The 16,109-nt window shown below is 72.1% G+C and carries 8 protein-coding genes; 5 read left to right on the top strand and 3 right to left on the bottom strand.

What is annotated here, in order from left to right:
- Position 1: 1 nt before the first annotated feature.
- Entirely contained in the window at positions 2-1,918 is a 1,917-nt protein-coding gene (locus AB0F81_RS04840; RefSeq protein WP_360191002.1) for an ATP-binding protein, read from the bottom strand.
- Positions 1,905-3,323, bottom strand: a complete 1,419-nt coding sequence (locus tag AB0F81_RS04845; RefSeq protein ID WP_360191005.1) for a hypothetical protein — start codon at positions 3,321-3,323, stop codon at positions 1,905-1,907. The genes AB0F81_RS04840 and AB0F81_RS04845 overlap by 14 nt, the downstream gene beginning before the upstream one ends.
- 91 nt (positions 3,324-3,414) lie before the next feature.
- On the opposite strand from AB0F81_RS04845, the gene AB0F81_RS04850 reads away from it, so the two are divergent.
- Positions 3,415-6,381: a hypothetical protein gene (locus AB0F81_RS04850; RefSeq protein WP_360191008.1), complete on the top strand. Its 2,967-nt coding sequence runs from the start codon at positions 3,415-3,417 to the stop codon at positions 6,379-6,381.
- A gap of 57 nt (positions 6,382-6,438) precedes the next feature.
- On the opposite strand, the gene AB0F81_RS04855 is transcribed toward AB0F81_RS04850, so the two are convergent.
- Complete coding sequence (locus AB0F81_RS04855) at positions 6,439-8,697, bottom strand: WD40 repeat domain-containing protein (protein ID WP_360191011.1); 2,259 nt, start codon at positions 8,695-8,697, stop codon at positions 6,439-6,441.
- 92 nt (positions 8,698-8,789) lie between these two features.
- Here AB0F81_RS04855 and AB0F81_RS04860 point away from each other — a divergent pair, with 92 nt between their 5' ends.
- The 4 genes from AB0F81_RS04860 to AB0F81_RS04875 all read left to right on the top strand — a co-directional run bounded on the left by AB0F81_RS04860 (position 8,790) and on the right by AB0F81_RS04875 (position 16,107).
- The gene (locus AB0F81_RS04860; RefSeq protein WP_360191014.1) at positions 8,790-11,597 is read left to right on the top strand and encodes a hypothetical protein; all 2,808 of its coding nucleotides are present in this window, start codon (positions 8,790-8,792) and stop codon (positions 11,595-11,597) included.
- A 1-nt stretch (position 11,598) separates the two neighbouring features.
- Positions 11,599-13,401, top strand: coding sequence for a hypothetical protein (locus AB0F81_RS04865; RefSeq protein ID WP_360191017.1), 1,803 nt, complete (start codon positions 11,599-11,601; stop codon positions 13,399-13,401).
- 35 nt (positions 13,402-13,436) lie between these two features.
- On the top strand, positions 13,437-14,594 hold the full coding sequence (locus AB0F81_RS04870) for a hypothetical protein (RefSeq protein ID WP_360191020.1): 1,158 nt from the start codon (positions 13,437-13,439) through the stop codon (positions 14,592-14,594).
- Positions 14,595-14,805: 211 nt separating this feature from the next.
- Positions 14,806-16,107 (top strand): NAD(P)/FAD-dependent oxidoreductase, encoded by a 1,302-nt coding sequence (locus AB0F81_RS04875; protein WP_360191023.1) that lies wholly within the window; start codon positions 14,806-14,808, stop codon positions 16,105-16,107.
- Positions 16,108-16,109 lie beyond the last annotated feature (2 nt).

Genomic DNA, 16,109 nt, shown 5'->3' on the forward strand with positions numbered 1-16,109 from the left:
CCTACGGCGGGTCGAGGAAGTTGGGGATCTTGGCGAGGGCGGTCAGCGCGATCTTCTCGTGGTAGGGGCGCAGGCCGACACCCTCGACGGCGAGGAAGTCCTGGAAGCTGGTGTGATAGACGCGGTAGAGCGGCTCGCCGGTGTCGGACGGCGTCTCGTTGAGAAACTGCCGCCAGTCGCGGATAACGTCGAGGATGCGGGTCGGCGGCAGCTGCGTCCACTCCTCGACCTTCGCCAACTCCACCGGCTCGCGTACGGTTGCCAGGATCCGCAGCACCGGCTCGTAGATGCGCTCGAAACGGTCCTGGTCCTGGTCGCGCATCGTGGCCCAGTGCTGCTCGTAGTAGGCGCGCAGGCCGATCGGCAGGTTGTTGACGTCGTCCATGGTGTCGACCGAGATCTTGCCGGCCCGGATGTCGGCGAGCACGTAGACCAGGTACATGAAGTTGCCCAGGCTCTTGCCGGTCATGACGTCGACGAACTCGTCCTCGTTGTGCGCGGGCACGAGCTCCGGGTGGGCCCGCAGCTGGTTGACGACGTACGTGCGTACGTCAGCCATGTTCTCGTCGCTCGTGTCCTCGAGGTACACGTCCTCGCGCCGGTCGACGTCGAGCCGGTAGTTCTTCTTCTCACGTGAGCTGATCACGAAGAACACGCCGGGTGGGAGGGTGCGCGGCAGTGCGAGCCGGTTGGCCCGGAGCGCCAACCCGTCGTCTTCGGCCTCGTCGAGCGCGTCAACCACCACGACCACCGGCTGGCCGCCCGACTTTTCCGCGGCCTCCTGCAGCAGCTGGCTGAGGAACGCGCCATCGGTGGTGGCCTCCGCGGGCAGGACCACGTGGTCCAGCTGGTACCGGATGATCAACTGAGAGCAGACGTTCGCGAGGAACGTACGCGTGCTGTGGATGTTTGCCTGCGCCTCGTTGAAGTGGTGCACGTAGCCGCGGGTCTTGACCAGCATGCTCATCAGCGCCGTCTTGCCGATGCCCGGCTCGCCGCGGACCAGGATGTAGCCGGACGGGAAGTCGGTCTTGGCGAGCAGCCGGTCGATCTCTTGGAAGATGAAGTCGCGGCCGACGAAGTCGCGGGTGCGCTCGGCGACGATCCGCTCGCTGTCGAGGACCCTCAGCCCGCCGGCCAGCGTGGTGGGTGCCTGCGCCAGCAGGCGGAAGATGTCGGTGGCGTAGGCGCCGGGCAGCGCCTCGACCGGGTGCGGTTCGATCCGCCACTCGTAGTGCGCGGTGGCGACGTCGAGGGCGAACCGCAGCGGGCGGTCGGCCCGGCCGATCTGCTCCCGGCCGGCCGCCAGGGCCCGCTCGAAGGTGAGCAGCCCGTCGGCGCGGTCCCGGGCCTCGGGAAGGTCCGGATATTGCCCGAGCAGCTCGCTGCGGGCGAAGCCGGTGCACTCGACGGCCAGGTAGGTGCCGCTGTCGACCAGCTCGGCCAGTCTCGCCGGGTCGGTGAGCGGACCGCCGGCGAACAGCTCCCGGCCGGGCCGGTCGTACCCGTTCCACTGACGGAGGCCGTGCGTCGTGCAGAACAGGGCGAACGCGTGGCCCTCGACCACGACCAGGACCGGGAGCAGCTCGTACGCCAGGCACAGCCCGCAGAACAGCGCGGCCAGGTCGAGGCAGGTGCCCTCGCGGGGCGAGACCAGCACCTCGGCCGGCGTACGGATGCTCTGCAGGGCGTCCGACGGGTGGTACTCCTCCAGCGCGTACCGGATGTCCCGGCCGCGCAGCGCGTCGAAGACCGCCTCCGCCACGGCCCGGCAGCGGTCCGGCTGCGCGGACAGGTCGAAGCGGCTGACGTCGAGCGGCTGCCAGCGACTCGACCGGGGCGTGACGAAGCGGACCAGCCCACGCTCATCGGCGCGCGGCCAGGCCGGCCAGGCGAGCGCGCCGCTATCCGAGGTCATGGTCGGCTCCCGCAACGGCGAAGATGTCGTGCACCGGCGCCGGGGCGGCCGGCCCGCCCTGCGCGGTGTCGACGGTGACCCGGTAGACACCGGGTGGCAGGCCGGTCAGCTCCAGCGCGGCCCCGGCCGTGAGATGGACGGTCCGCGGCTGCGGCCCGTTCGACGGCTCAACCGGCTCCACCCGGGCCCGCAGCGGCAACGTCGCCGGGGCATTGACCAGCTCGGCGCGGATCTCCACGGGCTCACCGGGCAGGTAGAGGTCGTCCAGGTCCAGGGCGATCGCGGGACGTTCGGCCGCGGTCGGGCTCTCCCCCGGCCCGCGGATCGCGGCGAGGCCGCGCACCTGCGACTGCTCCAGGCGCCCGCGCAGGTCGTTCAGGACGGCGGCGTTGCACTGCAGCGAGCCGTGCCGCTCGGGCACGAACGTGTCGCGGTAGGCGTCCGACAGCTCGATCGGGATCGCGGACGCACGGGGCACGGTGCCGTCGCCGTCGGCGAGCAGCGGGTCGATCCAGGAGGGCAGCTCCTTGCCGACGATCACCCGGCCGCCGGCCAGCACGCCGGACTGGCTTGTCGGCTGCCGGGTGCCGACGACCGGGACGATCGTGTAGCCCTCGCGGCGGTAGTCGTCGTTGTCCTGGTGCTCGGTCACCTTGGCCTCGATCTCGCGGTGAAACGCCAGCGCGTCGGCGGCCAGCACCGGGTCGACACCGTCCAGCGGGCCGGTTTCGGCCACCCGGACGTAGTCGTCGCCGACGCGCAGAGCGCGGTAGATCGGCAGCAGCTGGTGCACCGACGGGAACGAGCGCATCACCGCGGTCAGGTTGACGAACGCCTTCTTGTAGCCGTTGGCCAGGTAGTCGAGGGCATCGAGCGAGCCGCGGTACGGCGTGCCGAACGTGACCAGGGCGCGGCAGTCGCGCCAGCCCTCCAGAACCTCCAGGTGATAGCGCGCGACCAGGCCGCCCATGCTGTGCGCCAGGTAGACGGCCTTGGCGCCGGGGTTGCCGGTGCGCTGCCGCCAGTCGTACAGGGCGCGCTCGACGGTCTGCGCCAGCTTGCGGGCCGCGACGCGGTTGTCGAGACGCCAGTCGTACGGGAATTCGATGAAGTTGCCCCCGGGAACGGTGTCGAAGGTGTCACGCACGAGCCGCACCAGCCTCGAGTAACCGTCGATCTTGACCAGTCCGGGGACCATGTGGGCGGTCGGCATCAGGCGGTCGGCGACCACGTCGCCGGGATCGCCGCCCGTCAGCGCCAGACTCTGCAGCGAGTCGCCGCGGCTGAACACCCAGGACCCGACGGCCTGCGGGCTCAGCGCCCAGACGTCGCGGCCGTCCGCCCGCAGGACGCTGCCGGTGATGCCCGGGAGAACCACGATGAGGTCGCGGAGCGGCTTGGCCATGCCGACATGGTTCCGCGCCACCGGCGTCGCGACAATACCGTCGGATGCGGGTCCCTCAGTCGGAACCCGGACAGCCTTCTGCGGAGGTGATGTGGACAACCCGGTGGGCGCGCTGGACGCGTACGAGCTGACCAACCTCGTCGAGCATCTGGAGTCGAGCGGCCGGTCCAGCGACGTACTGAGACTGCTGCGGCTCGAGTGGATCGTGCAGGACCTGGGCGCCTACCGGAACGCCTGGTTCGTGGCCAGGTCGGCGCGTGGCGACATCGAGGGGTACGCCCGAGACCTCGGCCGTGCTCTCGGCATGCTCGACCGTGAGCTGCCGGCGGCCGGGCCTGATCGCCGGCCGGGGCTGGTCGCGGATCAGGTCTACCTCGCGCTCGCGCTGGCCACGCTGCAGTCTCGCAGCGACTCCCTGCCGACCGCCCTGATCGAGCGGCTGCTGTTGATCGGCAGGCCGTACGCGATCACGCTGGCCCGCACCATCCCGGCGCCGGGTTGGCGCGCCAAGACTCTCGCACTGCTCGCACCGCATCTTCCGCCGGCCGAGCGGGCTCCGGTGGTCGACGAGCTGATCGAGCTCGCCGCGGCTGCGGCGCCGAACTTGGAGTACGTCGCCCCCTTCCTCGCCCCCGTGGTGCCGTTCCTGTCCGCCGAGGACGGCCGGCGCGTCTATCGGCGCCTGCGCGACGTCCGCTATCAGCGCGCCCGCGCCGAGACCCTGGCCGCGCTGGCCCCGATGATGACCGACGCCGAGCTGAACGTCGCGGTCATCGAGGTGCTGCGCCTTCCGGACGCCGTCAAGGAGGCGGCGCTGGCGGGCCTGGCACCCCACCTTCCCGAGTACACCCTGGACGACTGCGTACGCGACGCGCTCCGCTGGCCGCATCGCGCCCGGCAGCTCGCCACGCTCGCGCCCTGGCTGACCGCGGACGGCCTCCGGCGGGCCGTTGCGGCGATCCGCGCGCTCGACCGGGCGGACCCGCGCACCCGCCTGCTCGCGGTCGTCCTCCCGTCGCTGCCCCCGGCGGACCGGGATGAGCTCCTGCCCGAGGTGCTCGACGGCTTCGCCCGGCTTCCCCTGGAGAAGCGGGAGACGGCGGAGGCGCTGGCACACCTGCTGCCGGCGCTGACCGCACGGCAGCGCGACGGGCTGCTGGGCCGGACCGTGCGGAAGCTGTCCGGACGCACCCGCTGGTTCGAAACCCGCGATGTTCTGATCACCCTCGCGCCGCACCTGTCGGGTTCGCTGCGCCGCAAGGCCCTGCGCATCGTCCGGGCCGACGACCCCCGCGACCGTGCCACCGCCTTGGCCGCGTTCGTGCCCGGCGCCTCGGCGCGCCGCCAGCGAGCCCTCGCCCGGGAGGCGCTGCGGGCCGTCGAGCAGGTGCCCGAGCCGCACCAGCGCGCCGAGCCGATAGTCGATGTCATGATCGCGATGGACCCGGCCGCCCGCGAGGCGATCCTGGCGGACTGGCTCGCGGCGGCGGACCGGCCCCTCTCCGCGCTGCGGGGCATCTCCCGGACACAGTGGGAGGAGCAGTGGGACCGCCTCGCTCCGCACCTGCCTGACGAGGCGGTGGGCACCCTGGAGGAACGGTTCTCCGCCGCGGACGACGCGGGTCTGTGGGCGCTGCCCCTGCTGCGCCTGCACGGCCGACCTGCCGACGACACGCTGCGCCCCCGGCTCGCCTCGGTCCGTCCCGCCGGGTCGCCGCTGCTGGTTGCTTTCGGCCTGCACACGTCACTGCCGCCGGCCGAACGGGCCGCCGTGGTGGGCGAGGCGGTCGCCGCGACCAGGTCCAGTCCTCAGCGCATGATCGCGGTTCCGGCACTGCTGCCGCTGCTCGACCCGGCCGATCGCGCCCCGGTCGTGGCGGCCGAGACGGAGCGGGTCGCGGGCTCGAACTACGCCGACAGCGCCCGCGCCACGGTCGCCGTCGAGACAGCGCCCTTCCTGTCCGACGACGCCCTGCGCGAAGCCGTACGCCGGGCCGCCGCGCTGGGCGAACAGAGCGAGCGTGCCTGGGCGCTCACCGGTCTGGCCCCACAATTGCCGGAGCGGCTCGTCGCCGACGCGGCCGAACTGGCTGAGACGCTCGACTATCCGGGACATCGGTGCAAGCTGCTGGTGGCCCTGGCCCGGCGGAGCGACGGCGCCGCGCGGGCCGGCCTGCTCGACCGCGCCCAGGATCTGCTGGAACAGAGCCTTCGCGGCGGTCACCCGCTCACCACCGAGGCGGCCGCCGTCGCGGAACTGCTGCGCGGCGACAAACTCGAGCGGCTACTCGCCACGTGCCTGCAGACCCTGCCGAGGTGGGGGCGGATCAGCGGCACGCACGCGGTCCGGCCGCTCATGCCGCTCTGGTCGGCGGAGCGGCGACGGCAGGCCCTGGCGACCCTGGAGGGCTTCGCGGACCGGGACGAGCAGCACCCTGCCCGGGACGAACTGGGCGTGATCGGCCGCATGCTGACCCGGGCTGACCTGCTCGACCTGCGGGAGACATTCCTGCCCGGCACCCTGCCGCCGGCGGCGATCCGAGACATGGTGCGGCAACTCGCCGAGGTACGCGTGCGCGATGACGGGGACATCCTGCGGACCAGCCGCGCGACGGCCATCGTGAGGCTCGCCCGGCACCTGCCCGGCGACACCCGGACAGAGCTGGCAGACCGCGCGCTGGAGCTGGTCCGGACCGAGCGCCTCCGGGCGACGACACGCGGCGAGCGGCAGAGCGGGTGGCCCGGGGCCCTGTCCGATCTCGCCGTGGTCGGGGACGACGCGTTCGCCCGGAGACTGCTCGCCGAGGCCGCCGACATCACGGACGACGAGACCAGGGCCGGCGTGCTCGCGAAGCTCGCGTCCCGGTTCGCCGAGCTCGCCCCGACGGGACGCGACGAAGCCTGGTGCGAGTTGCTCCGCGCCGCGACGGCCCACGGCCGTGCCGCCCTCCTGGCCGACCTGGTGGCGATGCGCCCGGCAGTCGCCACCGTGGCCGGGCGCGACCCGGCGACCGACGTCGCACGCGCGTTCGCGCAGGTGGTCGTGTTCTGGCCTTGACCGCGATCGTCGCGAATACTGCCGGAAAGCGGGTCCAGAGCCGGAACCCGGACAACCTCAATCCGGGTCGCCCTGCACCAGGTAGGTCCGTAGTTCTCCGGCGTTGTCACCGGCAAAGACCGTCACCGGATCGCCGCCCGTCACGGTGCAGCAACTCAGCGCCGGTTCCTCATCGAACGCGCAGACCTGCCGGCCGTCCGCCAGAGACCACACCCGCAGGGTGCCCTCCCCTCCGGCCGTCACAGCGTGCTTTCCGTCCGGCGTCAGCTCGACCGCCGTGACGAAGCTTTCATGTCCGCGAAGGTGATGTACCTGCTTGCCGTCACGAAGCCGGTGCACGCGAACCAGCCCGCTCGCATAACCGACCACCACCAGGCGATCGTCCGGCGTGACAGCCAGCTCGGTGACCCACTCGTCGTGTGCAACGACCCATCCAGGGCTGCTGGACCGCATCGGCCACAACCGGACCGTCCCATCCCATGATCCGGAGACCAGGGCGCGTCCCTGCCGTACAAAAGTCAGGCAGGAGATCGTCTGCTCGTGGCCGACGAAGGTACGCATCGGCCTCGAGCGACGGCGACCGAAAAGCTGGATGTGGTAGTCCCAGTCCGCGGCCGCGATCCGGGCGCCGTCCGGCGTGATCGTCATCGCGCCGAACCAGGCGTCCGCCCTGAATGTCGCGACGGGCTCGGCCGATCGGACGTCCCACACCCGGACGGTGCTGTCGCGTCCGGCCGAGATCGCGAGCTGGCCGCCGGCGGCCAGCTTCAGGCTGTCCAGGCCTCTGCCGTGCCGACCCAGACGACGGCATTCGCCGGCGGCCAGGTCCACGCGCCACACCGATCCGTCGTTGGCACAAGCGAGAACGTAATCGCCCGTCGGTGTGACGGCAACGCCGGTCACGTCTCGTCCCGGCAGCCGTCGAGCGAGAATCTCCTCACCCCACGGCAGCGCGACGACCCGCAGCAACCGTCCGGGACCCGCGGCGGCGGCGCATGTTCCGTCCGCGGAGAGGGCCACCGCGCGGACCCCGCGCGCGACGGGCTGCGGCGTACCTTCGGCAAGCGACAGTCGCCACATCCGCAGCGTTCCGTCCTCCGAGCCGCTGACCGCGACGTCGCCGTTCGCCGCGAGTGCCAGTGCCCAGCCCGCGTGCCGACCGACCAGCGTCGGTGTTCCCGTTACGAGATCCCACCGCAACACCGATCCGTCATAGGAGGCGCTCAACGCCGCCAGTGGGTCCGCAGCGGTAACCACGATCGCCCGGACCTGGTTGCGGTGGCCGATCAGCTTTCCGACCAGCCCCTCGGTGGACAACCGGTAGACGATGCCGTCCTTGCCACCGGCCAGCACAGTCTGGTCCGGCGCGACGGCGACCGAGTGCAGTCGAGTGGGCAGGCGTGCCAGGTGGCGTGGCTCAGTCGGTGGATCCGAAAGGAGCACCACCGCGCCGTCACGGGTTGCCGCCACGACGCCGCCGTGGCACGCCGCCACGGCGTTGACCTCCCCCGCACCGGTGTCGCGAACCCAGTGGGTGTGCAGATCGGCGGCCGCCAGCGCGGCCACTCGGCCATCGGCGTACCCGACGAAGAACATGTCAGGCGTAGCCGCGAACGCGCTGATCCGGCCCTCGCCGTCGGCTCGCGCCTCAATCGTCTCGGTCCGCAGGCCGACCCGTACGACCGGTCCGCGCCCGGTAGCCACGACGATCGTCTGCTCATCGACCACCGACAGTCCCACGATGTACGAGTCGAACTGGCGCAACCTCGCTAGTTCCCGTCCGGTGCCGGCTTCCCAGATCGCCACGAACCCGTCCCGGTCGCCCGACCCGATGACGGACCCGTCACCGGACATGGCCGCCACATCGATGAATCTGCCCCGTGCGGCGATGGTGCGCAGTAATGCGGCCGGCGCCGCCAGATGCGCCTGCTGCAGGGGCCGCACCCAGGGCCAGCCGGCGAACTGATCGATCTGACCGGTGAGGCGCGCGCCGATCTGCTCAGCGGTCAGACGTGCCAGCAGCTGACCGGGGAGCTGCGCAGGATCCCTCCGAAGGACGTGCGCCGAGTGAGAGAGTCCCGTGCGCAGGGCCCGTAGACGCGGTCCCGCCCCGCGGCCCGAGTCGTTGTCAGCGTGGCGGATCACGTCGTCAAGCTCGGACAACAGGGCATCGACACCCGTACGCGTGACCGCATCGCCGAGGAACGGCAGATGCTGCAGGCTGGTGATGGCCTCAGCGGTGTGACCCGAGCGGAGGAGGTGGGCGATCACATGCCGGACCTCGTACTCGTCCAGTCCGGTGAGTATCGCCGTCATCGCGGTCAAGCATACGCTCGCTGCTCATGACGGCGGATGCCTTCGCAGCGCTCAGCGCCTACGACTTGCGGCACCTCCTGGAGCATCTGGCCATGGCCGGCCGGGACGGACAGGTGCACCGGTTGCTCGGGCTCTCCGCGGGCTCCCGCAACGCCTGGTACGCCCGCAAGGGTGATCGCGGCGCGATGGAGGAGTATGTCGACGACGTACGGCTCGCCTGGCGGCTGGCAGACCGCGAGTCCGATCTGGAGGTGGCGCGAGGCCGAACCCCGTCCGGCCTGGTCCGTCAGATTCGGTACGGCCTAGCCGTCGCATCCGTCAATAGCGTCTCGCGCAACATCCCACCCGCCCTGCTGGCCGCCGCGGTCGACCATCGTCTGTGGCCCATCCGGCACGCCCTTCGACTCGCCGCGCAGCAGCCGTTCAGTCCGTTACGTGCGGAGGCGTTCGCGCTGCTCGCGCTGCGACTGCCGGACGGCGAGCGGCGGAATGCTCTGGCGGCTGGGCTCGACGCTGCCCGGTCCATCTCGCATCGGCCCGACTGGCGGCTGCGGGCGTACGGACAGCTTGCGGCCGCCGCTCCAGACGACCTGCTGGGCGAGATCGCAGCGGAGGCCACCGAGGTGATCGCATCCACCGGTCAGGTGGAGGCCGACGAGAACCTCGCCTGTCTGCTCGGGGCCCTACCGCCGAGGCTGTGGCCGCCACTCGCCGACGTGCCGATCACCACTGAGGCGCCGGTGCGGCCCGGCGCCGACCGCATCGACGGTCGCCCGATGCCGTGGACGCTCGGCGTACGCAGTCTGAGCACACTGGTGCCCGCCATGCCGGATCCCCTCGTCGACAGGCTCGTCCGCGCCGCCGAGCAGGCGGCGGAACCGGTCGTCGGCGCCATCCTCCTGGCCGGCTGCGCCGCCCGCCGTCCGGAACTGTTGCCGCGTGCGCGTGCGGCCGTCGACGCGCTCGTACCGGGCCCACTGCAAGCCGAGGCGCTGGCGGCCCTCACCCCGCACTTGCCACCGGAGGAACGGGCAGCCCGGTTGGCCGGCGCATTGCGGGATCTGCCCGCAGGCTCGGCCGAACGAGCCCGGACGCTGACCGCCCTAGCTCCGTTGGTCCCCGATGCGGAACCGCTGCTCAGCGAAGCGCTCGACGCGGCCGCCGGAATCAGTCGCGCCGACGACCGCTCCTTCGCGCTGCGCCTGCTCGTGCCGCTGCTGCCCGACTCCCTGACGCGGACCGCGCTCGCCCACGCCGAATCGCTCACCGGAAGCCGCTGGGGCCGCGTCGTCACGGCGCTCGCTCCGCGCCTGACCCCAGCCGACGTCGACCGCGCGCTGATTTCGGCACGGCGCATCGGCGACGCGATCACCATCACGACGGCCTTCGCGGCGCTGGCGGCTGCGGGGCGCGCCGCCCCGGCGATCGTCGAGGAAGCCCTCCTCGGCGGCATCGACGGTGAGGACGGCGCCGTCCCGGCATGGGTCATCGCGGAACTCGCGCCGCTACTCGATCACCGGAACTTCGAGGTCGCCCTCGCTCACGCCTCGGCTATTCCCGACCCGGACCATCGCCGCCACGCGGTCCTCGCGCTCGCCCGCGAAGCGAGCGACCGGGCCAAGCTCGCCACCATCGACGCGCTCAGCGATGCCTACACACAGGTGGAAGCCAGAATCGCGCTGGCCGACCGGCTGGGCGCCGATCGGGGGCAGCTGCTCGACGACGCGCTGCGGTTGTCGCTGCGCATCGAGGACCCGATGACGATCCTCACCCTCGTACACGAGATCGCCAGCCGTGGCGTACCTGTTGACGCGCACCTACCGCGCCTGCGCACACTCGCTCGGCAGACCCCCTCCGACAACCGAGTCGAGGCCCTGACCACGCTGCTGCCGGTGACCGAAACGAAGGACGACCTGGTCACCGAGATCCTCCAGGCCATCGCGGCCCGGGTAGCGGAACAGCAACCGCTGCGACACGCTCTCAGGCAGCGCCCCCAGCGCTGGTACGAGTGGGTGCCAGGCGAGTTCCACCCGGACCGGGCGCTGGTGCCGCTCTACCCGTTCATCCCCGACGAGCAGGTCTCCACCGTGCTCGGCCTGATCCGCGAAATCCGCAAGGACGAGGATCGCGGACATGCTCTGTTGCAGTTCGCCCGCCACCGTCGCGCCCTGCTCGACAACGAATTCTGGGTCGCGGCACGTTCGATCACGCAACGGCTGCCGTGGATCGCCGCGCACACCGGGGCGCTCGCCTTGATGGCCAACGACCACGAGCGGGACTTGATGGTCGAGGTCCTGCTGGACGCTGCCGCGGACTTCCCCGCCGAGGAGAGCGGCCACGGTAGCCGGACCACCTTCCTGACGGCACTGAGCCCGCATCTGCGTGGCGACGCCCTGGACACCGCGACACACCTGGCGGACGAAATTCTGGATCAGTGGGACCGGGAGAGCGCGCTGTGCGCGTTGGCGGTGCGGCGTGGCCCGGCGGAGGCGCTCGCCCGGATACGCGCCATCGGCATCACGCCTCTACGCGTGTCGGCGCTGGCGGATCTGGCCGACCGGCCGGACGTGCCGCTCGACCAGGAAACGATCGAACAGGCGATCGCTGAGGGCGGCGACGACACGGACAGCATCCGTCGTCTCGCCCGGCGGCTGCCCGCCGACCGGCGGGACGAGATCTGTGAGGCGTTCCTGGACGAGGAAGAACGTGCACACAGATGGTCGGCGACCGACGTGTACCAGCACCTCCGTTCCCGCTGGCGTGAGCTGGCCACGGGTACGCGGGAGGACTGCGCGACAGGACTCGCCGAACTCACCCCGCTGCTGCAGCGGGTAGCCACGGCCGGCCAATTGCAAGACGCGGCGGCGGAGGTGCTGCGGGCCCGGCGCTGGTGGCCCTGACATGTGGCCGCTCTCCGGCTACGAGCGTCGCAGCCTCGCCTTCCACCTCGCGGAGTCCGGCCGCGGCACGGAGCTGCACCATCTGCTGGTCATGGAGGACGCCGACGGCGACAACGCATGGTTTCGGCTGCGGACGACCCGAGACGACCTCGAAGGCTATCTCGACGACGTGCAGCAGGCGCGGCGCCGCATCGAAGGGCCGGGGGTCGGCCCAACGCAGCGGATGACGCTGGAGCTGCGCTACCGCCTGACCCTGGCGAGTGTGGGCACGCCAGCCGCGAACCTGAGCCTGACACTGCTCGGGCGCCTACTGGAGTACGGGGTGTGGACCACCGCCGCCGCGCTGGGCCATGCGAACCGGATCACCGGCGAACGGCAGCGGGCCACGACTCTCGCGACGATCGCCCGCCATGCGCCGGAGCCGGATCGACAGCGCATCGCCCACAGCGCGCTGGCCACCGACCCCGGCCCGGAACTGCTGCCGCTGCTGCCGCCGGCCGACCGCGACGCGCTGGTGGCGCAGCTGCTGCACCGGGCCGGCGCGGCCGATCACGTCCTCGACCGCGCCGCTGTGCTCACAGACTTGGCTCCGTACCTGGGCACAAACCCCGGTCTCCGAGCGGCCGCCGAGCGACTCGCGTTCGCCGGCATCGACGAGGATCTGCTCCTCGCCGCGGCACGGGAGGACTACAGCGGATACGGCGAGTGGGTGGACCACGACAGCGAGGCAGCGCACCTGCACCACGCCGAACAATCGGCGCGGGCGGAGATCGCACACACCCGGGCCGCCTGCCGCATCGCGCTCGCCAGGGCGCTGCCGCAGCGCCGGTCCGAGTTGCTCGACGCCGCCCTGGCGGTCACGGCGGGCATCGAGGCCGAGTTCTACCGGGGCAGCGCGCTGACGAGCCTGACCCCGCTCCTGCGCGACCGACCAGGCCTGGCGCGCCGCGCCCTGACGATCGCCTACGCCATCCCCTTCGCCCTGGAGCGGGCCGAGGCGACCGCGCGGCTGGTGCCGAACCTGCACGGCCGGACCAGGCGACAGGCCCAAGACCGGGCGCTGGCCGACATCCGGAACGCGGCCGACGCCACGGCGATGATCAGCGCTGTACAGGTGATCGCCTCCCTCGCGCCCACGTGGCCACCCGGACCGCGGCGGGCCAAGCTCAACGACGCGCTCGAGCTGGTCGGCCTGGTACGGGCCGAGGGCAGAAACCACCACATGGCGTTGAGTGCGCTCGCCCCGCACCTCGCCGGCTACCGCGACCTGCTCGACCGGGCATTGAGCCTGCTTGAACCGCACAGCGCCCTCGGACAGTCGTGGTGCGCGGCCGCGATCGGCGACCTGGCGCCCGCACTCGGCGCCCACCCGGACCTCGTCGGCCGGGCGATCGGCATTGCCCGGTCGATACCGGAGGCCGCCGCCCGCGCCGATGCCGTGGCCGGGTTGTCGCCTGTCCTGTCACCGGCGGACCGGGTACCACTGCTTCAGCAGGCCGTCGCGGATCTGTCCGTCATCGGCGACGACCTCGCCTGCTCCCGAGCGGTCGCCGGCCTCGCCGCGGTAGCCGCCGGCCCGGGCCAGCTGGACCGGATGGTGCAGCTGACGGATGAGTTGCCCGCCGGTGCGGAGCGGGCCCGGGTGCTGTCAGCCTTGGCGCACAACGCGGACCCCGGGCCCGCGCGGCCCTGGTCGCCGCGGCCGTCGAAGAGGCGAGCTGTGACGCGGCGACGTTCTCGTTCGCGTACGGCATCGCCGAGCTGGCCGCGGGCCTCGAACCCGGCTCGCTGTGTCGGCCCCTGATCGCCGCCCTTCGCGCCACCGAGCCCGGACACCAGTTGGGACCCATCTTCACCGACGCGGTCGTAGCGTTGCTTCCGCACCTGGCCCGATGTCCCGAGGGTGTACTGGACGAGACGCTCGCGTTTCTCCTGGCCCTGCCAACTGACCCGCGAGCGTTCGCCGTCGCTCACAGCGTCCGCTTCCTGCCGGATCGGCTGCGCGGGACGGCGGCCGCGGCAGCCCTCGACGACGCCACCGCCATGCCGGAGGCCTCCGGGTTCCGCGGAGGCAGCCGTACCCAAGTGCTTCAAACTGTGGGGCCCCACCTGGCCGGGCATCCCACCGTGGCGGAGCGAGCCCTCACTCTCGCCGCCGCCCTGACCGGCCACCGGCAACGCACCGTGGCGGTGGTCGCCCTCCTGCCCTCCCTGCAGACGGCAACTCCCCTGCTGGAACGTGCCCTGGACGTCCTGTTGACCCTGCCCGCCGCGGCACCCAACGGCGAGGTACTCCGTGGCTGGGCACTGGTCCAGGCCGTGCCGTATCTGTCCGGCCACCCGCATCTACTGGCCCGCGCCGGCGACCGCGGCGCCGGGGATGGTCCCGCGGTTGCTCTGCACCTGAACATCGCGACCGCGCCGACCCCGGCACCCGCCCACCTCTTGTCGGCGGTGCTCGCCCTGCCGCACCCACAGCAGCGGGTCGTGCTGCTCAACGACCTCCAGCCTCGGCTGGATCCCGCCCACCGCCGAACAGCAGCGACTGCCCTGGAGGTCGCGGCTGCCGCGCTGACCGGCGCACCTCGATGGCAGGCTCTTCGGACGTTGGCCCGCTGCGGCGTCGACTCCGCGGACCGCGCGGCACTCCTTTTCCGCGAGTGTGCCGCAGTGACCCACATCGACGAGCGACCCAGCCTGTTCGAGGCCGTCATGGACGGTCTGCACCCGCGCCTCGCACCCCACATGACCGGCCTGGCGCTCAACACGGCCCTCGCAACCGACGACAACAACGCCCGCCGCCGCATGCTTCAGCGTCTTTCTCCCCAGCTGACCACCGATCACTGGCACCCACTGCTGCGAGCCCTTGCCACCGCCCACCGAGGCGAGCGCCTGGGTGACCTTGAAGCCGCGGGCCCGATCGTCGCCACCCTCGACCCCGACCTGCCGGTCCGCCTCACCGAGGAGATCCTTCGCATTCGCCGCTGGTGGCCCTGAGCGTTGCCGGCAGAGCAGTCGCGCATGGTTCGGCGTCGAGGTCAGCCAGGGCTTCGGTCAAGCTACCTGCCGACGGTGGTCACGGCAGGTGCGACCTGTTCGTGGTCGGCTGCGGCAGGGACCAGGGACTGTCCCGGGGGCGAAGGAAAGGCGCAGTGTGCGACGGTGAGCGCGATCGCGTCGCCCGGCGGCGCGGCGGAAGGGAACCGCCATGGCCCGCCCGAGGATCGTCATCGTGGGCGCCGGATTCGCCGGCTACCACGCCGCTCGCGCCCTGTTGCGGCTCTCCCGCGGGCGCGCCGAGATCGCGCTGATCAACCCGATGGACTACTTCCTCTACCTGCCACTGTTGCCGGAGGTCGCCGCCGGGGTGATCGATCCGCGCCGGGTGACCGTCTCGCTGCCGGAGACCCTGCCGGGCATCCGTCTGATCCTCGGCGAGGCGGACCGCATCGACGTCGACCAGCGGCGGGTCGGCTGGGTGGACGCCGAGGGCCGCCACGGCGACTGCGGCTACGACCGGCTCGTGCTGGCCCTCGGCAGCGTGAACAAGCTGCTGCCCATCCCGGGCGTCAACGAACATGCCCGCGGCTTCCGAGACATCGCCGAAGCGCTCTACCTGCGCGACCACATGACCCGGCAGATCGAGCTGGCGGTCCAGGCCGGCGACGCCGCCGAGCGGGCCGCCCGCACCACCTTCGTGGTGGTCGGCGCCGGCTACACCGGGACCGAGGTCGCCGCGCAGGGGGTGCTCTACACCGACGTGCTGCACGCCCGGCATCCGCGGTTGCCGGCCCGGCCCCGGTGGCTGCTGCTCGACCTGGCGGAGCGGATCCTGCCCGAGCTGAGCCCGCGGCTGTCGGACACCGCCGACGCCGTGCTGCGCGCCCGCGGCGTCGACGTGCGCACCGGCGTGTCGGTGCGGGAGGCGACGTCCGAGGGGGTGCAGCTCACCGACGGCGAGTTCGTCGCGACCCGCTCGCTGATCTGGTGCGTCGGGGTACGCCCCGACCCGCTCGTCAGCGAACTCGGCTTCAAGACCGAAAGGGGCCGGCTGGTCGTCGACGAGTACCTGACCGTACCGGGGCACCCCGAGGTGTACGCCGTCGGCGACGCGGCCGCGGTGCCGGACCTGACCCGCCCGGGCGAGCTGACCCCGATGACCGCCCAGCACGCCCAGCGCCAGGGCCGGCGCGCCGCGTACAACATCGCCGCGTCCTACGGCGACGGCAGGCGGCGCGCGTACAAGCATCATGACCTCGGCTTCCTGGTGGATCTCGGAGGCACCGAGGCCGCCGCCAACCCGGTCGGGGTGCCGCTGGCCGGCCTGCCGGCCAAGGCGGTCACCCGCGGCTACCACCTGCTGGCGCCGCCCGGCAACCGCGTGCGCACCGCCGCCGACTGGCTGCTCGACGCCGCCCTGACCCGCCAGGTGGTGCAACTGGGCCTGGCGGCCCCGGCCGCCGCCGCGCTGGACTGCACCACCATGCAGGACCGCCCGGTGATCCACTGACC

Source organism: Actinoplanes sp. NPDC024001 (genome assembly GCF_040638955.1).
GTDB lineage: Bacteria > Actinomycetota > Actinomycetes > Mycobacteriales > Micromonosporaceae > Actinoplanes.